This window comes from Micromonospora sp. NPDC050200 (genome assembly GCF_040656135.1).
Classification (GTDB): domain Bacteria; phylum Actinomycetota; class Actinomycetes; order Mycobacteriales; family Micromonosporaceae; genus Micromonospora.
Map to the genome: position 1 here is coordinate 73887 of NZ_JBFALG010000023.1, position 21648 is coordinate 95534.

The following is a 21648-nucleotide window of genomic DNA, read 5'->3' on the forward strand; positions in this document are numbered from 1 at the left end:
GGTAGATGACCCGCCCGCCGTCCCGAACGTCCCTTTCCCCGGGACCCGGGCGGGTCCGGACGGCTACCGCCAGAACACCGCCACCGCGGCGTTCACCAGGGTCAACCCGATGATCGCGAGGAAGTGGCCGCGGGCGACCTGCTCCCGCTTACGGGAGAAGAAGACCATGACGAAGATCAGCAGAGCCAGCACCAACTTGGTAACAAGCTTCGCGGGTGCGGGCTCGTCGCCGTCGCGCAGCGGCGCGGCGAGGCCGATGCCGGTGAGCAGACCGATCACCGAGCCCCAGAGCATGGCCGCGTTGATCCGCAGCCGGCCGCTGACGTACTGGGCGATCGCGCCGCCGAGCAGCAGCGCGAACCCGATCAGATGAACGTAGAGAAGTACCAGCCGAAGAGCTTCCACGCCGGCCATCCTCCCCCATCAACGACAGTTTGTAGTAGGCCGCCCGGCGGGGTGAGCCCATACCGTGATCTCCGCGGCGGCCGGCGCCGCCTCGGGCCCGCACTTCTGCCGCACTTTCCGAGAAAGAGTGCCTATTCCGCGCCGGATAGCCACTCTTTCTCCGAAAGTGCGCGGACCTTGAGGGGGGTGAGGGTCAGAGGCGCCAGAGCTGGAAGGTGGGGCCGTCCGCGGGGAGGGTGATGGCGCCGGCCGAGTCGGGGCGGAGGGCGGGGGCGCCGCCGTAGATGTTCTCGCCGGCCGGAAGGCCAGGGAGGCGGACCGGCGTGCCGGGGCCGCGGCGGGCCAGCACCAGCACCGCGCCGGTCGGGGCCTCGCGGAGGAAGACCAGGGTGTCGGCGTCGGCGTACACCCGGCGCAGGCCGCCGTGGCGCAGCGCCGGCTCGTCCCGGCGCAGCGCCAGCAGCCCCCGGTACGCGGTGAGCGTGGCCTGGTCCCAGCTCTCCGGCCGGTGCCACGGCATCGGGGTCCGCGAGCCCTCGCCGTTGGTGCCGGTCAGCCCCAGCTCGTCCCCGGCGAAGACCACCGGGGTGCCCGGCATGGTGGCGAGCAGGCCGGCGGCCACCTCCTGCCGGGCGGCGTCGCCGACCACGGTGCGGATCCGGGCCGAGTCGTGCGAGCCGAGCAGCTGCCACGAGTGGGTGTACGAGCGCCAGGAGATCAGCGACCGGTAGGTGTCCATGGTGGCCAGCACCGCGTCGGCGTCCCGCCGCCGCACCCCGCCCGGGGTGCCGAGGAAGTTCGGCACCGGCTCCGCGCCGCGCCGCAGCCAGGACCAGACCGGGTCGGTGAAGCCGACGTAGTTCATGGTGCCGTGCCAGCCGTCCCGGTCCAGGTCGCCGGTGTGGTCGTGGCCGTGCTCGGCGAGCAGCAGGCCGTCGGCGCGGGTGTCGGCGACCACCTCGCGCAGCAGCCGCGCCACCTCGTGGGTGTACGCGTCCGCGCCCCGCCGGCCGGTCATGTTGGCCACGTCGACCCGCCAGCCGTCCAGCCCGTACGGCGGGCGCAGCCAGCGCCGCAGCAGCGAGTCCTCGGCGGTGGCGAAGCGCCGGCGCAGCTCGGCGCTGCCCCAGTTCAGCTTCGGCAGCGAGGTGACCCCGTTCCAGGACTCGTAGTCGCCGGTGGCCTCGTCGAAGTAGTACAACTCCCGCTCGGCGGCGCGCACGTCGGCCGCGGCGGTGGTGAACCACTCGTGCGCGTCGCCGGTGTGGTTGCTGGTGATGTCGCCGAGCAGCCGCCAACCCCGGGCGTGGACCGCGTCGGCGAGCCGGGCCAGCGCGGCGTCCCCGCCGAGCAGCGGGTCGACGGTGTCGAAGCTGGCCGCGTCGTACCGGTGGTTGGAGCGGGCCGGGAAGATCGGGGTGAGGTAGAGGGTGTTCACGCCGAGCCGCGCCAGGTGGTCCAGGCGCTCGGTGACGCCGTCCAGGTCCCCGCCGTAGAACTGGTACGGCGTCTCCGGCCCGCGACCGATCACCGGGGTGTCCCAGTCGCACGGGACGGCCCAGTCCGGCGGAGTGCGGCCGTCGGCGGCGGCGGAGCGGGCGAACCGGTCCGGGAAGATCTGGTAGATCACCGCGTCCCGCGCCCAGGCGGGCGGCGGGGCGTAGCTGACGAGCTTGAAGTCGGCGTTGTCCGGCACGTCGTGGGAGACCACGCCGGCGGCGTTGAGCCAGCGGTGGCCCGTCGCCCCGGAGAGCATGAAGCGGTAGTTGCTGACCGGGTTGCGGACCTCGACGTCGGCCCGCCACCAGACGTCGCCGCCGGCGCGTCGGTCCACGACGGCCTCGGCGAACCGGGGCTCACCGTCGCCGGTGGTCCGCACGTGCACGGTCCGCACGTCGGCGCCGGCCGGGACTCGGACGAAGACCGGCACGGTCTGACCGAGCGCGGGCTCCTGCTCGGGTACGTGGAGGGCGGATCCGTCGTGGTGCGGCTGCAAGGACATGGCGAGACCTTTCGTGCGTCGAGAGGATCGGGAGAGCGGGCTCGCCCGCCACGGCCGGTCTCCCGGCCGCGGCGGCCAAACCCGTGACTGCTCCGGTGTACGTCGACCCGACGCCCTTGCCGCAGCGTGCGAACCACCGTCGGAGGTGCGGTCCCACCTTCGGCGGGCGGCCCCGCCACTCGGCGGACCGCCCCGCCCCTCGGCGGCCCCGGACCACTCACCTCGCGCCGCGCGGCGAGTGGCCACCCCTCCTGTTTATCCCTTGACGGCTCCGGAGGTGAGGCCGGAGACGATGTAGCGCTGGAGGAACTGGAACACCAGCACGGTCGGGATCGCGGTGAGCAGGGTGCCCGCCGCGAAGATCCCGAAGTTGTTGTTGCGCTCGTTGCCCTGCAACATGCCGTACATGCCGACCGCGAGGGTCTTCGAGTTCGTGTCGGTGAGGAAGACGTTCGCCATCAGGAACTCGTTGGTGGTGCCGATGAAGGCGAGCAGGCCGGTCACCGCCAGGATCGGCGCCACCAGCGGCAGCATGATCCGGAAGAAGACCTGGGCGTGCGTGGCGCCGTCCATGGTGGCCGACTCGTCCAGTTCCCGTGGGAGCGTGTCGAAGAAGCCCTTCATCAGCCAGGTGTTCACCCCGAGCGCGCCACCCATGTAGAGCAGCAGCAGGCCCCACGGGGTGTTGAAGCCGATCGCCGGCCACAGGTCGGTGATCGTGCCGAAGATCAGGAAGATCGCCACGATCGCCAGGAACTGCGGGAACATCTGGATCAGCAGCACCGAGAGCAGCCCGACCCGCCGGCCGCGGAAGCGCATCCGGGAGAAGGCGTACGCCGCGAGCGCGGATAGGAAGACCGACGCGAACGAGGCGACACCCGCGATGAGCAGCGAGTTGACGAGCCACCGTTCGAACGCGGTACGCGCGAACAGCTCACCGAAGTTGCCGAACGACACCCCGCCGGTCGGCACCAGCTCCGTCGAGGAGAGGGTGCCCAGCGGGTTGAGCGCCGCGGAGATGACGAACAGGATCGGGAAGAGGCTGAACGCGACCCCGAGCGCGCCAACCAGGTGCCGCCAGCCGACCTGCGCGAACCAGCGGTTCCCGCGCCGACCCGCCTTGCGGTTGACCGGCTGGGAGCCGGCCGCGCCGCCCGTGACGGGGGCGCCGGTGAGCGTGGTCATGCGTACACCTCCTCCTGCTTGCGGGTGCGCCGGAAGCTGATCGCCGAGACGACCGCGACGATGGTGAAGATGAAGAGCGAGATCGCCGCGGCGAAGCCGAACTGGGCACCCTGTCCGCCGAACGCCAGCCGGTAGGTGTAGGTGATCAGCAGGTCGGTCGCCCCGTTGGTCGGGTTGCCCGCCGGGAAGGGCGCGCCCTCGGTGGTCAGGTAGATCGCGTTGAAGTTGTTGAAGTTGTACGCGAACGACGAGATCAGCAGCGGGGAGAGCGCGACCAGCAGCAGCGGCAGGGTGACCGCCTTGAACGACTGCCACGGCGAGGCTCCGTCGACCGAGGTCGCCTCGGTCAGCTCCCGCGGGATGGCCTGCAACGCACCGGTCGCCACCAGGAACATGTAGGGGTAGCCGAGCCAGAGCTGGACCAGGATGACCGCGAAGCGGGCCGTCCAGTCCTGGCCGAACCAGTCGACCCCGAGCCCGAACAGGTTGTTGATCAGGCCGAAGTCGGTGTTGAACATGTCCCGCCAGACCAGCAGCATCGCGAACGACGGCATGGCGTACGGCAGGATCAGCAGCACCCGGTAGAGGTTGGTGCCGCGCATCCGGGGCGAGTGCAGCGCGAGCGCGATCAGCATGCCGAGGGCGAACGTGCCGCCGGTGGAGCCGATGGCGAAGGCGAAGTTCCAGAGCAGCGTCCCGAGGAACGGCCCGGAGATGTTCTCGTCGGTGAGCACCCGAGTGAAGTTCGAGAGGCCGACGTTGACCTTCCAGCCCTGGGCCAGCCGCTCGCCGTCGCCGGCGACGAAGGCGCCCACCTCCTCGTCGGCGGTCCACGTCTTGCCGGTCTCGCTGTCCGTGACGCAGTCGCAGCCCGCGTCGTACGCCCGGACCGCCTTGCCCTCGTACGCCCGGGACAGGCCGGACGAGCGGAGTGCGCCGCTGGCGGTCGGGACGATGAGGTCCGTGATGTCCTTGCTGCGGGCGCTGGCCTGGCCGAAGTTCAGCACCTGGTAGCCCTCGGCGGCGGTTACCTTGCCGCCCGGCGCGACGGTGACCTCGGAGGCGTCGAGCTGGCGCAGCCCGCCGGCGTCCCCGGCGGAGACCGTACCGGTCTTCGGGTCGGTGACCAGGAAGACCAGCGGCCCGGTGGTCGGGTCGCCCTTGGTCGCGACGGAGAGCGCGTACTCGGTGGAGCCGGCGACCTGCCTGACCGACGAGCTCTGAATGGCGACGACCGCGGCGTCCTTGCTGCTGCGGTGCCCGTCGCCGAAGTTGGTGAACGCGGTGCTGGCGGTGTAGAGCACCGGGACGATCTGGAAGGCGATCAGGAAGAGCGTGCCCGGAACCAGGTACTTCGCCGGGATGTGCCGGCGGGTGAGGTAGAGGTAGAACAGGCCGGCGGTGGTCAGCACCAGCACGGCCAGAGCGGGCCATTTCTCGGCCTCGATGAGCGGGAACGCCGCCCAGATCGCGATCCCGGCCACCAGGCCGAGCAGGACCACCTTGACCGCAAGGCCGGTCAGGGTGATCGGCGTGTGGTGCCGCGCGTCGCGGGACGTGCGCGGGAGCCCGGAGCGGACGGGCCCCCGGCCCGGGGTCTGCGTGGCAGACCCCGGGCCGGACAGCGACGCGCTCATTACTTGATCTGACCGGAGATCGTCTTACCGGCCGAGGTGATCGTCTTGGCCGGGTCGGCACCACCGATGACGGCGGCCTCGGCCTTGCTGAACGGGTCCCAGATCGCGGCCATGGCCGGGATCGCCGGGAGCACCTGGCCGTTCTTGCCGGCCTCCTGGAACTTGCCCAGGTCCGGGTCGCTGCCCTTGACCTGGTCGAGGGCGGCGGTCAGCGCCGGCGGGCGCGGTTCGGCGTTGTACAGCGCCACCGCCAGCTCCGGCTTGGTCACGTAGTTGGCGACGAACTCCTGGGCCAGGGCCTTGTTCTTGGCCTTCGCGGCCACGTAGAAGGCCTGGACGCCCACGAACGGCTGGGCCTCCTTGCCACCGGTGAAGCCGGGGATCGCGGAGATGTCGTACTTGATGCCGGCCTTCTTGACGTCGGCGGTGGCCCACGGCCCGGAAACCAGGTAGGCGCACTTCTTGCCGGTGAAGGTGGCGATCGAGTTGGTGTCGGCGATGGAGCGCTTCAGCACGCCCTCGCCCTTCTCGCCGAGGGCACCGATCTTCTTGAACGCCTCGACCGACTCCGGCTTGCCCACGCCCAGGTCCTTCGGGTCGTAGTCACCGTTGGCGGTGGTGCCGAAGAGGTAACCGCCGGCCGAGGTGTACAGCGGGTAGATGTGGTAGGCGTCGCCGTTCTGGCCCACCTGCAGGCAGAGGGTCTCGGTGACCTTCTTCTCCGCCTTGAGCTTCTTGCCGGTGGCGACGAGGTCCTCAATGGTCTTCGGCGCCTCGGGGGCCAGCTCGGTGTTGCGGATCAGCGCCAGGTTCTCCTGGGCATAGGGCACGCCGAAGAGCTGACCGTTGAAGGTCACGGCCTTGATCGCGGTCTCGTTGAACCCGCTCTTCTGCTCGGCCGCGAGCTGCACCGGGTCGATGGCGCCGTTCTGCACCAGGTTGCCGATCCAGTCGTGCGCGCCGACCACGACGTCCGGGCCACTGCCCTGACCGGACGCGCTGACGAAGTTCGTCTGCAGGTCCTTGGAGACGGCCTGCACCTCGACGGTGACGCCGTTCTCCTGGCCGAACTTCTCGGCGAACGGCTTGAGCGCCGCGGTCCGCTTGTCGTCGGCCCAGATGACGAGCTTGCCGCTCGCCGCCTGGGAGGTCGCCTTGGCGGCCGGCTCGTCGTTCTTGTTGTCGCCGCCGCAGCCGGAGGCGGCGAGCGCCAGGCCGAGAACGGTGACCACACCCGCGGTACGGATGCGCATCGGTACTCCTGTCGTCATGGCGACCCGCCGGGGGGGAAGGCCGGGCCCGCCAGTGGAATCCTCGGTAAATTCTTGCCAACCGGCGCGGGGTGCTGCGCCGCTGCTCTCGCGTGTTGCGGGGACGTTAGCAAGAGGTTTCAGATAATGGAAGGGCTTGCAGGAGTGTACGCAAGAACTTGCCGGTGAGCTAAAGTGCCGCCATGCGCGCTCGACTGTCCGACATCGCCCAGCAGGCCGAAGTCAGCGAGGCCACGGTGTCGCGGGTGCTCAACGACCGCCCCGGCGTGGCCCCCGAGACCCGGCAGGCCGTCCTCACCGCCCTCGACGTGCTCGGCTACGAACGCCCCGCCCGGCTGCGCAAGCGCAGCGCCGGGCTGGTCGGGCTGGTCGTCCCCGAGCTGGACAATCCGATCTTCCCGATGTTCGCCCAGGTCATCGAGTCCACCCTGGCCCAGAGCGGGTTCACCCCGGTGCTGTGCACCCAGACCCCCGGCGGGGTCACCGAGGACGAGTACGTCGAGATGCTGCTGGACCGCCAGGTCTCCGGGATCGTCTTCGTCTCCGGCCTGCACGCCGACACCGCCGCCAACCACGACCGCTACCGCGCGCTGATCGCCCGCCCGCTGCCCGTCGTCATGATCAACGGATACGTCCCGAACATCGCCGCCCCCTTCGTCTCCTGCGACGACGGCGAGGCCGCCGAACTGGCCGTCGCCCACCTGGTCGCACTCGGCCACCGCCGGATCGGCCTGATCACCGGCCCGGACCGGTTCGTCCCGGTGCAGCGCAAGGTGGCCGCCTGGCGTACCGCGATGTCCCGGCTCGCCGGCGCGACCGAGCGGGACCTGGAGGAGCTGGCCGAGCTCTCGCTCTTCGGCGTGGAGGGCGGCGAGGCGGCCGCCGGCCGGCTGATCGAGCGCGGGGTCACCGGCGTCGTCTGCGGATCCGACCTGATGGCGCTCGGCGCGATCCGGGCGGCCCGGCAGCGCGGCATGTCGGTCCCGGGGGACCTCTCCGTGGTCGGCTACGACGACTCCCCGCTGATGGCCTTCACCGACCCGCCGCTGACCACCATGCGCCAGCCGGTCGCCGCCATGGCGGTCGCCGCGGTGCGGGCCCTGGTCGACGAGATCAACGGCCACGGCGCGCCGCACTCGGAGTACCTGTTCCGCCCGGAACTGGTGGTCCGGGGCTCCACCGCGGTCGTCCGCCCGGCCGGCGCCACCCCGGCTCCGGGCGAGGCGCGGCAGCGGCCGGCGCCGCCCGCGCTCGTCGTCCCCGCCTGACTCGCGCCCGCCCTCCCCGCCCGACGCCAGCCGTCCCGGGTTGTGAGCGCTCGCACGGTCGTCGCCCTGCCCTGACAGCGAGCGACAGCATTTCTTGCGCAAGGAATGCTTGACTCTTGCAGCCATCGGGCGGCATTCTGCTCTGACACCCGCGCCCACCACCCGCCCGCGTGCGGGTGCTCGCCGTCCCGCGCCACAGAAACGGGGATCGTCACCGATGACCGCCACCAACCCCACGCCGCTGACCTCCGACGACGACTGGTGGCGTTCCGCGGTCGTCTACCAGGTCTACGTCCGCAGCTTCGCCGACGCCGACGGCGACGGCGTGGGTGACCTCCGGGGCATCCGGGAGCGGCTGCCGTACCTGCGCGACCTCGGGGTCGACGCGCTCTGGCTGACCCCCTTCTACACCTCGCCGCAGATCGACGCCGGCTACGACGTCGCCGACTACCGCGACGTCGACCCGCTGTTCGGCACGCTCACCGACTTCGACGCGATGATCACCGACGCGCACACGCTGGGCCTGCGGATCATCGTCGACCTGGTGCCCAACCACACCTCCAGCGCGCACCTGTGGTTCCAGGCCGCGCTGGCCGCCGGCCCGGACTCGCCGGAGCGGGAGTTCTACCTCTTCGCCGACGGCAGGGGCGAGCGGGGCGAGCTGCCCCCCAACGACTGGGAGAGCATCTTCGGCGGCCCGGCCTGGACCCGGGTGCCCGACGGCCAGTGGTACCTGCACCTGTTCGACCCGGCCCAGCCCGACCTGAACTGGCGGCACCCCGAGGTGCGCGCCGAATTCGAGGACGTGCTGCGCTTCTGGCTGGACCGGGGCGTGGACGGCTTCCGGATCGACGTGGCGCACGGGATGATCAAGGCCGAGGGGCTGCCGGACGTCGGCTTCAGCTCGATGACCACCGGCCAGCGCCAGTCCGAACTGCTCGGCAAGGGCGCCCTGCCCTACTTCGACCAGGACGAGGTGCACGAGATCTACCGCGCCTGGCGGCCGATCCTGGACAGCTACCCGGGCGGCCGGATGGCCGTGGCCGAGGCGTGGGCGGAGACCCCGCAGCGGCTGGCCCGCTACATCGGCCCGGACGAGCTGCACCAGGCGTTCAGCTTCGACTTCCTCGACGCCACCTGGTCGGCCGACTCGTTCCGCAAGGTCGTCGACACCGCGCTGGCCGAGTCCACCATCGTCGGCGCCCCGACCACCTGGGTGCTCTCCAACCACGACCGGCAGCGGCACGTCACCCGGTACGGCGACGGCGAGGTCGGCCTGCGCCGGGCCCGGGCCGCCGCGCTGCTGATGCTGGCCCTGCCCGGCTGCGCCTACGTCTACCAGGGCGAGGAGCTGGGCCTGCCGGAGGTGCTGGACCTCCCCGACGAGCTGCGCCAGGACCCCGCGTTCCTGCGTACCGGGGAGAGCCGCGACGGCTGCCGGGTGCCAATCCCGTGGAGCGGCGAGCTGGCCCCGTACGGCTTCGGCCCGGAGGGCAGCGAGCTGAGCTGGCTGCCGGCCCCCGCGACCTGGCGTGCCCTCTCGGTGGCCGCCCAGACCGGCGTCGCCGGGTCCACCTTGGAGCTCTACCGCGCCGCGCTGCGGATCCGGCACGAGCACCCGGCGCTGGCCGGCACGATCGGCGGGGTGACCTGGCTGGAGGGCGGGCCCGGCATGCTGGCCTTCCACCGCACCGGCGGCGACACCACGCTGACCTGCGTGGTCAACATCAGCGGCGCCCCGGCCCTCGTCGAGGGGTACGGCCGGCCGGTTGTCGCGAGCGAGGAACTCACCGAGCAGGGATCGGGTCATCTCCTGCCGGTGGACGCAGCCGCGTGGTTCGAACGGCGCTGAGCCGGGTAACCCGCCATTGACCTGGTCGTTCGTTGTGCCCCGCGCCGACGGGCGACTGGGCCGCCGACCCCTTGTGGTGGGGGGTGAGGTGGCACCGGCGCCTCGGGGGGCCCACTCCCCGGGGCGCCGGTGTCCGTTCGGCCCGCTCCGTCGCCGACGCGCCAGCAACGAGTTCTGCGTGCTGGACCGCCCGCCGCGGTGAGGGGTCAGCGGCCCTTGCGCCGCAGCAGCTCGGCGATCCGGTCGAAGCCGGCCCGCAGCTCCTCCTCGCTGGGCGCGGGCAGCGGCTCGGCCGGGTGCTCCTCCCGCGCGGCGGCCTGCTCCAACTCCTCGTCGATGACGTCGGAGAAGTCACCGTAGAGATCGGACTCGTCGATCCGGGCCGCCTCGTCCGCGGCGGCGAGCTGCGCGGCGGCGATCTCGCCGCGCACCTCCTCGGCCGACAACGCCGGCACCAACGGCTCGACCACCGCCATCAGCTGTTCCTCGGCCACCACCGCCTCGGCCAGGGCCAGCGCGTGCGGGCGCTCGTACGGGCCGCAGACCACCGGCTCCCACTCCGCCGGGTCGCCGAGCGGGCCGAACGTGATGATCCACGGCAGGCCGAGCATCGGCGAGTCGTCCGGCAGGTCCAACGTCACGAGTGCGCCCACGCGCTCATCATGGCCGGTCGGGGCGGAAAGGTGAGTGGCATTTGCCGCAACTGCCGGTTCGCGCATCGTCGGTTCCTGACCTCTCCACCAGGTCCCGGCCGTGCCGCTCACCCCGGGCGGGCGGCGTCGAGGGCGGCACGGACCAGGGCCAGCGCCCGGTCCGGCGGCACGCCGAGCCGCACCGCCTCGTCGGCGTACCGGGCCGCCGCCCGCTGCAACCGGTCGGTCGCGTCGTCGCGGCCCGGCGCGACGTACGTCCCGTGCCGCCCCCGGGTCTCCAGCAGCCCGGCCGCCTCCAGCTCCCGGTACGCCCGGGCCACCGTGTTCGCCGCCAGCCCCAACTCGGCGGCGAACTGGCGCACCGGGGGCAGCCGGGTGCCCACCGGCAGCCGCCCGTCGCCCACCATCGCCGCCAACTGCCCGCGCACCTGCTCGTACGGGGGCACCGTCGACCCCGGGTCGATCTCGATCAGCACGTCAGCCAGCCCCTCCCGGCGTACCCGGACCGGTGTCCGGCTCCAGCTCGACGTCGAGGTCCGCCGGGGCGGGCCCGGCGGAAAGGTCGACCACCCGCCCGTGCCGGCTGGTCGCGGCGAGCGCCGCGCCGAAGAGCAGCATCTGGTTGAGCAGGTACAGGTAGAGCAGCAGGCCCACCGCACCGGCCACCACCGTGTACGCCGGGTTCCGCTCGGTCCGCATCACGTAGTAGCGCCCGACGGTGTTCAGCAGCGTGATCCCCACCGCGACGATCAGCACCACCGGCCGCAGCCGCCGCCGACTCATCCGCAGCCGGGGCACCGCCACCAGCAGCGCCGTCACCAGCACCGCGTTGACCAGCACGCTGAGCATCGCGCTGACCGTGGTCAGCCCGACCGACCCGGTGGCCCGCAGCAGGAAGCGCAGCAGGGACCCCAGGGCGTCGACGGCCACCACCGACACGCCGAGCATCACGAAGACCAGCACCAGCACGCCCAGGTCGACCAGGCGGCGCACCACCAGGTTGCCGGGCTGCTGGTTGAAGCCGTACATCAGCCGCTGCGAGGAGCGGATCGCCTCCACCCAGCCGATCCCGGTGAAGACCAGGATGACCAGGCCGACCACCCCGACCGCTTTGCTGCTCTCGGCGACCTGCTGCGGGTTGATGAACGGCAGGTTCTCCCGCAGGAAGCGGGCCGCGGCGTGACTGACCCCGTCGTTGTCCTTCAGGACCGCCCCGAAGACCGAGTACGCCACCAGGGCGAGCGCGAAGACCGCGAAGAAGCCGTAGTAGGCGATCGCTGCGGCCAGCCGTCCGCCCAGCACGTTCCCGTACAGGTCGATCGCCCGCCACAGGTGGTCGAAGCGGGGCCACCGGTGCCGGGCCGCGGTGAACCGACGGTCGATGCCGGCCGTCAGCCGGCCCCACGCGTCCACCACGTCATCCTCGCCGATCTCCCGCCCCCTTGGCGGGCATGTGGCCACCCGGCCCGGTCAGCCGCCGAGCCGGAAGTCCCGGCGCGGTTGCCACCGGGTCTCGCCGCTGTGCGAGAAGAGGGTGAACGAGTCGACCTCGAACATGGCCGAGAAGTCGGCCAGGTCCTCGTACGCCCGGTCCAGCGCGTCGGGGGCGACGTCCTGCGCGACGGTGACGTGCGGGTGGTACGGGAAGCGGGCCTGCCGGTGCAGCTCTGGCGCGGCGTTGATGGCGGCGGCGAGCAGCTCGCACTCGCTGATCCCGGCGGCCACCGCCACGAAGACCACCTGGGTCACCGGCCGGAACGTGCCGGTGCCGCGCAGGTGCAGGGTGAACGGCAGGTGGGTGGCGGCGACCCGGGCCAGGTGCTCCTCGACCGCCGGCAGCCCCGCCACCGGGATCTCGGTGGGCCCGAGCAGCGTCACGTGCGCCGGAACCACCTGAGGGTCGCCCGCCTCGACCCGGCGCCGGGTGAGCATGTCGCCCCACGGCTCCGGGACGTCCACCGCGATTCCGATCTGGATGGTGCCGCCGGCCACCGGCGCCCCGTCCCTGCGATCCACGCTCCGCGCCACCCCTCCACCCGTACCCGTCGGCCCGGGGCCGTTACTCGAAGCGGACCGGCGGGAAGAACCCGATCCGGTCGTACGCGGCCCGCAGCGTCGCCGCGGCGACCGCGCGGGCCTTCTCCGCGCCGGTCTCGAGCAGCTTGTCCAGCTGCGCCGGGTCGTCGAGGTAGGCGTCGGTGCGCTCCTGGATCGGGGTGACGAACTCCCGGACCACCTCGCCGAGGTCCTTCTTGAGGTCCCCGTAGCCCTTGCCGGCGTACGCGGCGACCAGGTCGTCGATGCCCCGTCCGGAGAGCGCCGAGTAGATGGTCAGCAGGTTGGAGACGCCCGGCTTGGTCTCGGTGTCGAAGACGATCTCGCGGCCGGTGTCGGTGACCGCGGAGCGGATCTTCTTGGCCGAGCGGGCCGGCTCCTCCAGCAGGTCGATGATGCCGGCCGGCGAGGAGGACGACTTCGACATCTTGGCCGTCGGGTCCTGCAGGTCGGTGATCTTCGCGGTGTCCTTGACGATGTGCGGCGCGGGCACCGTGAAGGTCGGGCCGAACAGCGAGTTGAACCGCTGCGCCAGGTCGCGGGAGAGCTCCAGGTGCTGCCGCTGGTCCTCGCCGACCGGCACCGCGTTGGCCTGGTAGAGCAGGATGTCGGCGGCCTGCAGGATCGGGTACGTGAAGAGGCCGACGCTGGCCCGTTCGCTGCCCTGCTTCTGCGACTTGTCCTTGAACTGGGTCATCCGGCTGGCCTCGCCGAAGCCGGTGATGCAGCCGAGCACCCAGGCCAGCTGCGAGTGCTCGGGCACCTGCGACTGGACGAAGAGGGTGCTGCGGTCGGGGTCGAGCCCCACCGCGAAGAGCTGCGCGGCGGCCAGCCGGGACCGCTGCTTCAGCACGGCCGGGTCGTGCCCCGCGGTGATCGCGTGCAGGTCGACCACGCAGTAGAACGCGTCGTGGGTCTCCTGGAGCGCCACCCAGTGCCGCACCGCGCCGAGGTAGTTGCCGAGGTGGAACGAGTCGGCCGTCGGCTGGATGCCGGAGAAGACGCGGGGGCGCGCGGGAACGTCGGACATGCCGGCAATTCTGTCAGCAACGCCGGGCGTCCGTCATGACGGGCCGGCGGGTCGGCTCGCCGCCGGCGCGGTGGGGGCGGGGGCCTCGCGTCGCTGCTCGGGCAGGCGCGCGGCGGAGACCGCCACCCGGGACACCCGGCGCCCCTCCAGGGCAAGCACCCGCAGCAGCCAGCCCCCGACCGGCTCGTCCGGCGCGGCGGTGTCGGCCGGGGACACCGGCACCTCGTCGCCGGCCACCGGCAGCCGGCCGAGCGCCGCCATCAGGTAGCCGCCGACCGTCTCGTACGGCCCGCCGGGCAGCGGCACCCCGGTCCGCTCGGCGAAGTCGGCGAGGTTGAGCCGGCCGTCCACCACGGCGGGCAGGCCGGCGTGCACGGGCTCCGGGGCGGCGTCGTACTCGTCGTGGATCTCCCCGACCAGTTCCTCGATCAGGTCTTCGCACGTGACGATGCCGGCGGTGCCGCCGTACTCGTCGACCACCACCGCCAGGTGGTGCCCCTCCCGGCGCATCTCGGTCAGCGCGGCGAGCACCCGCTTGCTGCCGGGCAGCTGTTTGACCTCGCGGGTCAGCTCGCCGACCGTGGTGCACGGGTCGAGGTCGGGGCGCAGCAGCACGTCCCGCAGGTGCACGAAGCCGACCACGTCGTCGTGGGTGCCGTCGATCACCGGGTAGCGGGTGTGCGTCTCAACCCGGACCACCCGCTCGGCCTCGGCGATGCTCAGCCCGGCGGAGAGGAAGACCACCTCGGTGCGGGGCATCATCACCTCGCGGACCAGGCTCGCCCCGGCGACCAGCACCTCGTCGATGATCCGCCGCTCGTCCGGGTCGAGCAGGGTGTTGGCCGCGACCAGGTCGCGCAGCTCGTCCTCGCTGATCCGTTCCCGCCCGGCCGCCGGGCTGGCCCCGAGCAGGTCGGTGACGCGGCGGGTGGCGCCGTCGGCGGCGCGGACCACGAGCCGGGCGACCGCCCGGGCGACCGGCCCGGGTCGGCGTCGGGCCCGCCCCGACGCGCGTCGGCGCAGCCCGGGACCGCCCGCTTCCCGCATGGAAGTGATGGTAAGGCTGCGAGTCACCGACGGTGGCCGATGTTCGTATCTGTTCAGCTGTGAGGGTTCATGATGGAATGGCGCGGGCCGCGACGCTGAGCGCGCGCACGGCGTGCGGCCGTAAGGTGATCACGAACGGCCGCGACGGGACGCGGCCAGGCAGGAGGACCCGACGTGAAACTGCTCGTCACCGGCGGCGCCGGCTTCATCGGCAGCGTGGTGACCCGGATGCTGCTCGACAACGGCCACGACGTGACGGTCCTGGACGACCTGCGCACCGGCCACCGGGCGGCGCTCGCGCCGGAGGCCACCCACGTCGACCTGCCCGTCCACGAGGCCGCCCGGGTGCTCACCCCCGAGGCCGGCTTCGACGGGGTGCTGCACCTCGCCGCGCTGATCGCCGCCGGCGAGTCGATGGTCCGGCCGGAGCTGTACTGGCACGCCAACACGGTCAGCTCGATCGCCCTGATCGACGCGGTCCGGGCCGCCCGGGTGCCCCGCCTGGTCTTCTCCTCCACCGCCGCCGTCTACGGCAACCCGACCGAGCTGCCCATCCCGGAAACCGCGGTCAAGGCCCCCACCAACACGTACGGGGCCACCAAGCTCGCCGTCGACCTGGCGCTCACCTCCGAGGCGATCGCCCACGACCTGGCCGCCGTCTCGCTGCGCTACTTCAACGTCGCCGGGGCGTACCTGTGCGGCGACGTCGCGCTCGGCGAGCGGCACGACCCGGAGACCCACCTGATCCCGATCGCGCTGGACGTCGCCGCCGGCCGGCGGGAGAAGCTCCAACTCTTCGGCGACGACTACCCCACCGTGGACGGCACCTGCGTACGCGACTACATCCACGTGGCGGACCTGGCCCAGGCCCACCTGCTGGCGCTCACCGCCGCCGTGCCCGGCCGGCACCGGATCTACAACCTGGGCAACGGCAACGGCTTCACCAACCGCCAGGTGGTCGACGTGGTCCGCGAGGTCACCGGCCACCCGCTGCCGGTGGAGGTCGCGCCGCGCCGCGAGGGCGACCCGGTCGAGCTGGTCGCCTCCTCGGCGCTGGCCCGCGAGGAGCTGGGCTGGACGCCGGAGAAGCCGACCCTGCACGACATGGTCGGCGACGCCTGGGCCTTCTACCGCGCGCACGTGCTGGGGCAGCGGTGAACGGGCCGGCCGCGAGCGCCGCGCCACCGGCGGCCGCGTCGGGCGACGTCGCGGACCGCGCCGCCGCCGGCTTCCACGCCGCGTACGGCGAGGAGCCGGCGGGCCGCTGGGCGGCTCCCGGCCGCGCCAACCTGATCGGCGAGCACACCGACTACAACGACGGCTTCGTGCTCCCCTTCGCGCTGACCCTGCGGACCGTGGTCGCCGCCGCCCCGCAGCCCGGTGAGCGGTGGACGGTCCGGTCGGAGCTCTCCGACCCGCCGGTGGAGTTCGATGGGGGGCAGTTGGACACCCCGGGCCGGGTCACCGGCTGGGCGGCGTACGTGGCCGGGGTGGTCTGGGCGCTGCGCGAGGCCGGGTACGACGTGCCCGGGGCCCGGCTGGCGATCGCCTCCGACGTGCCGGTGGGCTCCGGCCTCTCCTCCTCGGCGGCCATCGAGGCGGCGGTGCTCGCCGCCCTGGTCGACCTCGGCGGGCTGGACCTGCCCGCCGAGCGGCAGCCCCGGCTGGCCCAGCGGGCCGAGAACGCCTACGTCGGCGCGCCGACCGGGATCATGGACCAGTCCGCGGTGATCCGCTGCCGGGCGGGGCACGCCCTCTTCCTGGACTGCCGCTCCGAGTCCGTCGAGCACGTCCCGTTCGACCTCGACGCCGCCGGGCTGGCCGTGCTCGTCGTCGACAGCCGCGCCCCGCACCGGCACGCCGACGGCGAGTACGCCGCCCGCCGCGCGGCCTGCGAACGGGCCGCCGCGCTGCTCGGGGTGCCGGCGCTGCGGGACGTGGGGGTCGCCGACCTCGACGGCGCGCTGGCCCGGCTCGACGACGACGAGATCCGCCGCCGGGTCCGGCACGTGGTCACCGAGGACCAGCGGGTCCTGGACACCGTCGACCTGCTCCGCGCCGGCCGGGTACGCGAGATCGGCCCGCTGCTCACCGCCTCGCACGCCTCGATGCGGGACGACTTCGAGATCACCGTCCCGGAGATCGACACCGCGGTCGAGGCGGCCCTCGCGGCCGGCGCGCTCGGCGCCCGGATGACCGGCGGCGGCTTCGGCGGCTGCGTCCTCGCCCTCATCGAGGCCGACCAGGCCGACGCAGTGGCCCACGCCGTGGCGGACGCCTACGCCGACCGAGGCTTCCCCACCCCCACCCACGTCATGGTCCTCCCCGCCCCCGGCGCCACCCGCCTGAGCTGACCCCCCGCTCCACATCGACGTTGATCAAGAAGTTTGCGTCAGGAACGGCGCGATTCCTGACGCAAACTTCTTGATCAACGTGCGGAGGGGGTGCGGTCAGGCGGTGTCGAGGATCATGCCGGCGGCGACTGTGCGGTTGGTGGTCTCGTCGATGACGACGAAGCCGCCGGTGGTGCGGTTGCGGCGGTATTCGTCGGCCAGCAGCGGGATCGTGGTGCGCAGCCGCACCCGGCCGATCTCGTTGAGCTTCAGCTCGCCGGGCGCCTCGTCCCGGTGCAGCGTGTTGATGTCCAGCCGGTAGTGCAGCCCGCGCACGATGGCCCGCGCCGACCGGGTGGTGTGCTTGATCGCGTACTTGCCGCCGACCTGGAGCGGGCGGGTCTCGTCCATCCAGCAGACCATCGCCTCGATGTCCTGCGAGACCGCCGGCGAGTTGTTCGGCCGGCAGATCATGTCGCCCCGCGAGATGTCGATCTCGTCGGTCAGGCGGACCGTCACCGACATCGGCGGGAACGCCTCGTCCACCGGGCCGTCCGCCGTCTCCACGGACGCGATCCGGCTGGTGAAGCCGGACGGCAGCACCCTCACCTCGTCCCCGGGCTTGAGCACGCCCGAGGCCACCTGACCGGCGTAGCCGCGGTAGTCGGTGACGGTGGTCGACTGCGGGCGGATCACGTACTGCACCGGGAACCGCACGTCGACCAGGTTGCGATCGGAGGCGATGTGCACCCGCTCCAGGTGGTGCAGCAGCGACGGCCCCTCGTACCAGGGCATGTTCTCCGAGCGGGTGACGATGTTGTCGCCCTTCAGCGCGGAGATCGGCACCACGGTCAGGTCCGGCACGTCGAGCTTCGCGGCGAACGCGCTGAACTCGTCGGAGATCCGCTCGAAGACCTCCTGCGAGAAGTCGACCAGGTCCATCTTGTTGACGCAGAGCACCAGGTGCGGCACCCGCAGCAGCGAGCAGAGGAAGGCGTGCCGGCGGGACTGCTCCACCAGGCCCTTGCGGGCGTCCACCAGGATCAGCGCCAGGTCGGCGGTGGAGGCGCCGGTGACCATGTTCCGGGTGTACTGGATGTGCCCCGGGGTGTCGGCGATGATGAACTTCCGCCGCGGGGTGGCGAAGTAGCGGTACGCCACGTCGATGGTGATGCCCTGCTCCCGCTCGGCGCGCAGGCCGTCGGTGAGCAGCGCCAGGTTGGTGTACTCGTCGCCCCGGGCCGCGCTGACCGCCTCCACCGCGGCGAGCTGGTCGGTGAAGAGCGACTTGGTGTCGTACAGCAGCCGGCCGATCAGGGTCGACTTGCCGTCGTCCACGCTGCCGGCGGTGGCGAAGCGGAGCAGGTCCATCGGCCGGGCCTCCGGCCCGGCCCCGGTGGCAGCCCGGGCGTCCGTCACGCCGTCGGCCGGGGCCACGGTCTCGGTGGTCATCAGAAGTAGCCCTCCCGCTTGCGGTCCTCCATGGCGGCCTCGCTGACCCGGTCGTCGCCGCGGGTCGCACCGCGCTCGGTGATCCGCGTGGCGGCCACCTCCTCGATCACCTTTTCCACCGTGTCGGCGTCCGAGCGGACGGCCGCGGTGCAGGAGGCGTCGCCCACGGTGCGGTAGCGCACCTGGGCCTTGAACCGCTCCTCCCCCGCGCGGGGGCGGAAGAACTCGTTCACCGCGTAGAGCATGCCGTCGCGCTCGACCACCTCGCGCTCGTGCGCGTAGTAGATCGGGGGCAGCGGGATGCGCTCGCGGGCGATGTAGTGCCAGACGTCCAGCTCGGTCCAGTTGGACAGCGGGAAGACCCGGATCGACTCGCCCGGGTGGTGCCGGCCGTTGTAGAGCGACCACAGCTCGGGGCGCTGGTTCTTCGGGTCCCACTGGCCGAACTCGTCGCGGAAGCTGAACACCCGCTCCTTGGCGCGGGCCTTCTCCTCGTCGCGCCGGGCGCCGCCGAAGAGCGCGTCGAAGCGGTGCTTCTCCACCGCGTCCAGCAGCACCGGGGTCTGGATCCGGTTGCGCATCCCGTCGCCGGACTCGCGGACCATGCCGCTGGCCAGGGCCTCCGGCACGCTGGCCACGACCAGGTGCAGGCCCAGCTCGGCGACCCGCTGGTCGCGGTACTCCAGGACCTCGGGGAAGTTGTGCCCGGTGTCCACGTGCATGACCGGGAAGGGGATGTTGGCCGGGGCGAACGCCTTCTGCGCCAACCGGAGCATGACGATCGAGTCCTTGCCGCCGGAGAAGAGCAGCACCGGCCGCTCCATCTCCGCGACCACCTCACGCATCACGAAGATGCTCTCCGCCTCGAGCGCGTCGAGGTGGGACACCTGGTAGAAGCGGGCGGGGGCGGTCATGACACGGTCTCGATCGGCGCGGATCCGCTCATGGATTCCAGACCTTTCCGGTCGGATACATCAAGAACAAGCGCTCAGGCTACCCGGAATGCCTCTGCAATGCTGCAAGCAACCGAGTGGCGAGATCCTTGCGGCAGACCAGCAGGTCCGGCAGGCGCGGATCCGCCTCGTTGTATTCCAGCGCAGAACCGTCGATCCGGGAAGCGTGCAGGCCGGTGGCCGTCGCCACAGCGACCGGGGCGGCCGAGTCCCACTCGTACTGGCCGCCGGCGTGGATGTAGGCGTCCACCTCACCGGTCACCACCGCGGCGATCTTCGCGCCCGCCGAACCCATCGGCACCAGGTCGGCGCCCACGTCCTCCGCCAGATCGGTCAGGAACACCGGCGGCCGGCTCCGGCTCGCCGCCAGGCGCAACGTCCGCCCGCCACCTGAGGTCGCCGCCTCCAACGTCAGCGGCGGGTACGTCGGCGGGTGGTCCGTGCCCAACACCCGATGCTGCGCCGGCAGCCCCACCGCGCCCGCCACCAGCCCGTGCGGCGTCGGCGCGTTGCGCGCCCAGAGCGCCACGTGCACCGCCCAGTCCGAACGCCCCTCCTCGGAGAACTCCCGAGTGCCGTCCAGCGGGTCCACGATCCACACCCGGTCGGCGGTCAGCCGGGACACCGCCGCGGGGTTCACCTCCGCCGCCCAGGCCAGCCGCGAGCCCTCGTCCTCCTCGGAGAGCACCGCGTCACCCGGCCGCCACCGGGCCAGCTCGGTGCGGATCAGCTCGTGCGAGACCTTGTCCCCCGCCGACTTCAACGCGCCCGGGTCGGCGAAGCCCAGCTCGGCCCGCAACCCCAGCAACGACTGCCCGGCCCGCGCCGCCAGCCACCGGGCGAACGCGCCGTCGATCATCGGAGGACTGCCCACGTACCACTCCCGTCGCCTCGGCGCGACCCGCGTCGCGGGCCGCGCCACGCCAGAAGGCGCAGACTACCGGCCGGAGCAGCCCTTCCTCCCGGTACGCCCCGCCCTCAGGCCCCGTGGTACGCGTTCTGCGTCGGCTCCACGCCCTTGGTGACCACCGACTCCACCACGTCCGCCGCCCGGTCCACCAGGAACTCCAGCTCCTTGCGCTCGGCGGCGCCGAAATCCGACAGCACGTAGTCCGCCGGGTCCTGCCGCCCCGGCGGCCGGCCGATGCCGAACCGCACCCGGACGTACTCCTTCGTTCCCAGCGACTTCGACATCGAGCGGAGGCCGTTGTGCCCGCCCTCCCCGCCGCCGATCTTGATCCGCAGCTGGCCGTACGGGATGTCCAGCTCGTCGTGCACCGCGACCACCCGCTCGGCGGGAATCTTGTGGAACTGGGCCAGCCCGGCCACCGGACCGCCCGAGAGGTTCATGTACGTCAGCGGCTTGACCAGCACCAGCTTCGGCCCGCCGAACCCCAGCCGCCCCTCGGCGACGTCCGCCACCGCCCGCTTGTGCCGGCCGAACCTCGCGCCCACCCGGCCGGCCAGCAGGTCGGCGACCATGAAACCGACGTTGTGCCGGTTACCGGCGTACTCCCGACCGGGGTTGCCCAGGCCGACCACCAGCCACGGCCCCGCCTCGTCCGTCACGTCCCGTCCCTCCCAGCCGCCGCGTCAACGCCACACGTGTCCCGATACGCCGACAGGCGCCCCCGGTGTCCGCCGGGAGCGCCTGCCGCAAAACGATGATGCGAGCCGATCAGGCCTCGGTCCGCGCCTCGGCGCTCTCCTCGCCCCCGGCGGCGGCCGGAGCGCCGACCTCGGCGCCCTCGGAGGACTCGGCGGTCTCCTCGCCGACCCCGGCCTCGGCCTCCTCGTCGGCCACCTCGACCTCGGGGAGCGTCGCCTCGAGCTGCTCGGCGGTCGGGGCGGCGGTCACCGAGGCGACGGCCATCTCCGAGTCGGCGGCCAGCTCGACGCCGGCCGGCAGCTCGACGTCGGCGGCGGTCACCTGGGTGCCGGCCTGCAGGCCCTCGATCGAGGCCTCCAGGTGGTCCGGCACCTTGGTGGCGTCGGCGGTCACCGACAGGGTGTCGTGGTCGTGCACGATCAGGGTGTCCTTGGCGGCCTCGCCGATCAGCTGGACCGGGACCTCGACGGTGACCTTCTCGCCACGGCGGACCAGCAGCAGGTCGACGTGCTCGAAGCTGTCCTTGATCGGGTCACGCTGGATCGCCTTCGGCAGCGCCAGCACCTGGGTGCCGTCGCTGACCTCGATCGCGAAGAGCTGGTTCGCGCCGCCCTTGCGGATCGCGGCGGCGAACTCGCGGGCCGGGAGCGCGATGTGCTTGGGCTTCTCGCCGTGGCCGTACAGCACGGCGGGCACCTTGCCGGCCCGGCGGGTACGGCGGGCACCACCCTTGCCGAACTCGGTACGGGGCTCGGCGCTGATCTTTACCTCGGACACGGGGAAACTCCTGATGCTTTCGCTGCGGCGGCTTGTCGACTTGCGGTGCTGGGGCGAGGGGCTCGCTGGGGCTCATGCGTCATGAACGACTGCCCGGAGCACCGCGTCGATGACGGTGC

Annotated in this window: 20 protein-coding genes; 4 read left to right on the top strand and 16 right to left on the bottom strand. The window is 72.3% G+C overall.

Going from position 1 to position 21648, the window contains the following annotated elements; all coding sequences use genetic code 11:
* Positions 1-63 precede the first annotated feature (63 nt).
* The 5 genes from AB0I41_RS17460 to AB0I41_RS17480 all read right to left on the bottom strand — a co-directional run bounded on the left by AB0I41_RS17460 (position 64) and on the right by AB0I41_RS17480 (position 6482).
* Positions 64-405: a hypothetical protein gene (locus AB0I41_RS17460; RefSeq protein ID WP_357108131.1), complete on the bottom strand. Its 342-nt coding sequence runs from the start codon at positions 403-405 to the stop codon at positions 64-66.
* A gap of 193 nt (positions 406-598) precedes the next feature.
* Complete coding sequence (locus AB0I41_RS17465; protein ID WP_357108133.1) at positions 599-2407, bottom strand: glycoside hydrolase family 13 protein; 1809 nt, start codon at positions 2405-2407, stop codon at positions 599-601.
* A 255-nt stretch (positions 2408-2662) separates the two neighbouring features.
* The gene (locus AB0I41_RS17470; RefSeq protein WP_357108136.1) at positions 2663-3592 is read right to left on the bottom strand and encodes a sugar ABC transporter permease; all 930 of its coding nucleotides are present in this window, start codon (positions 3590-3592) and stop codon (positions 2663-2665) included.
* Positions 3589-5229 (bottom strand): ABC transporter permease subunit, encoded by a 1641-nt coding sequence (locus AB0I41_RS17475; protein WP_357108139.1) that lies wholly within the window; start codon positions 5227-5229, stop codon positions 3589-3591. The genes AB0I41_RS17470 and AB0I41_RS17475 overlap by 4 nt, the downstream gene beginning before the upstream one ends.
* On the bottom strand, positions 5229-6482 hold the full coding sequence (locus tag AB0I41_RS17480) for a maltose ABC transporter substrate-binding protein (RefSeq protein WP_357108142.1): 1254 nt from the start codon (positions 6480-6482) through the stop codon (positions 5229-5231). The genes AB0I41_RS17475 and AB0I41_RS17480 overlap by 1 nt, the downstream gene beginning before the upstream one ends.
* Positions 6483-6682: 200 nt before the next feature.
* Between AB0I41_RS17480 and AB0I41_RS17485 the strand changes: the two genes are divergently transcribed.
* On the top strand, positions 6683-7768 hold the full coding sequence (locus AB0I41_RS17485; RefSeq protein ID WP_357108144.1) for a LacI family DNA-binding transcriptional regulator: 1086 nt from the start codon (positions 6683-6685) through the stop codon (positions 7766-7768).
* 217 nt (positions 7769-7985) lie between these two features.
* A complete protein-coding gene (locus AB0I41_RS17490; RefSeq protein ID WP_357108146.1) occupies positions 7986-9620 on the top strand; it encodes a glycoside hydrolase family 13 protein in 1635 nt (544 codons plus the stop codon).
* Positions 9621-9826: 206 nt separating this feature from the next.
* Here the strand turns inward: AB0I41_RS17490 and AB0I41_RS17495 are convergent, their stop codons facing one another.
* The 6 genes from AB0I41_RS17495 to AB0I41_RS17520 all read right to left on the bottom strand — a co-directional run bounded on the left by AB0I41_RS17495 (position 9827) and on the right by AB0I41_RS17520 (position 14405).
* Positions 9827-10273: a hypothetical protein gene (locus AB0I41_RS17495; RefSeq protein WP_357108149.1), complete on the bottom strand. Its 447-nt coding sequence runs from the start codon at positions 10271-10273 to the stop codon at positions 9827-9829.
* Between the two features lie 107 nt (positions 10274-10380).
* On the bottom strand, positions 10381-10749 hold the full coding sequence (locus tag AB0I41_RS17500) for a GntR family transcriptional regulator (protein WP_357108151.1): 369 nt from the start codon (positions 10747-10749) through the stop codon (positions 10381-10383).
* 1 nt (position 10750) lies between these two features.
* Positions 10751-11686: a YhjD/YihY/BrkB family envelope integrity protein gene (locus tag AB0I41_RS17505; RefSeq protein ID WP_357108153.1), complete on the bottom strand. Its 936-nt coding sequence runs from the start codon at positions 11684-11686 to the stop codon at positions 10751-10753.
* Between the two features lie 57 nt (positions 11687-11743).
* Complete coding sequence (locus tag AB0I41_RS17510; RefSeq protein WP_357108156.1) at positions 11744-12289, bottom strand: 2'-5' RNA ligase family protein; 546 nt, start codon at positions 12287-12289, stop codon at positions 11744-11746.
* Positions 12290-12332: 43 nt separating this feature from the next.
* Positions 12333-13358, bottom strand: coding sequence for a tryptophan--tRNA ligase (trpS, locus tag AB0I41_RS17515; protein ID WP_357108159.1), 1026 nt, complete (start codon positions 13356-13358; stop codon positions 12333-12335).
* A gap of 33 nt (positions 13359-13391) precedes the next feature.
* Entirely contained in the window at positions 13392-14405 is a 1014-nt protein-coding gene (locus tag AB0I41_RS17520) for a hemolysin family protein (RefSeq protein WP_357108162.1), read from the bottom strand.
* Between the two features lie 174 nt (positions 14406-14579).
* On the opposite strand from AB0I41_RS17520, the gene galE reads away from it, so the two are divergent.
* Both galE and galK read left to right on the top strand, forming a co-directional pair.
* Positions 14580-15563 carry a UDP-glucose 4-epimerase GalE gene (gene galE / locus AB0I41_RS17525; protein WP_357108165.1) on the top strand — a complete coding sequence of 328 codons (984 nt, stop codon included), beginning with the start codon at positions 14580-14582 and terminating at the stop codon, positions 15561-15563.
* Positions 15560-16759, top strand: coding sequence for a galactokinase (gene galK / locus AB0I41_RS17530; RefSeq protein ID WP_357108168.1), 1200 nt, complete (start codon positions 15560-15562; stop codon positions 16757-16759). Before galE ends, galK begins: the two co-directional genes overlap by 4 nt.
* A gap of 96 nt (positions 16760-16855) precedes the next feature.
* On the opposite strand, the gene AB0I41_RS17535 is transcribed toward galK, so the two are convergent.
* The 5 genes from AB0I41_RS17535 to AB0I41_RS17555 form a co-directional block, all read right to left on the bottom strand.
* Complete coding sequence (locus AB0I41_RS17535; RefSeq protein WP_357108208.1) at positions 16856-18109, bottom strand: GTP-binding protein; 1254 nt, start codon at positions 18107-18109, stop codon at positions 16856-16858.
* An 80-nt stretch (positions 18110-18189) separates the two neighbouring features.
* Positions 18190-19104 (bottom strand): sulfate adenylyltransferase subunit CysD, encoded by a 915-nt coding sequence (gene cysD, locus AB0I41_RS17540; RefSeq protein ID WP_357108172.1) that lies wholly within the window; start codon positions 19102-19104, stop codon positions 18190-18192.
* 79 nt (positions 19105-19183) lie between these two features.
* The gene (locus tag AB0I41_RS17545; RefSeq protein WP_357108211.1) at positions 19184-20002 is read right to left on the bottom strand and encodes an inositol monophosphatase family protein; all 819 of its coding nucleotides are present in this window, start codon (positions 20000-20002) and stop codon (positions 19184-19186) included.
* Between the two features lie 119 nt (positions 20003-20121).
* Entirely contained in the window at positions 20122-20712 is a 591-nt protein-coding gene (pth, locus tag AB0I41_RS17550) for an aminoacyl-tRNA hydrolase (protein WP_357108175.1), read from the bottom strand.
* Between the two features lie 109 nt (positions 20713-20821).
* On the bottom strand, positions 20822-21529 hold the full coding sequence (locus AB0I41_RS17555; protein WP_357108178.1) for a 50S ribosomal protein L25/general stress protein Ctc: 708 nt from the start codon (positions 21527-21529) through the stop codon (positions 20822-20824).
* Positions 21530-21648 lie beyond the last annotated feature (119 nt).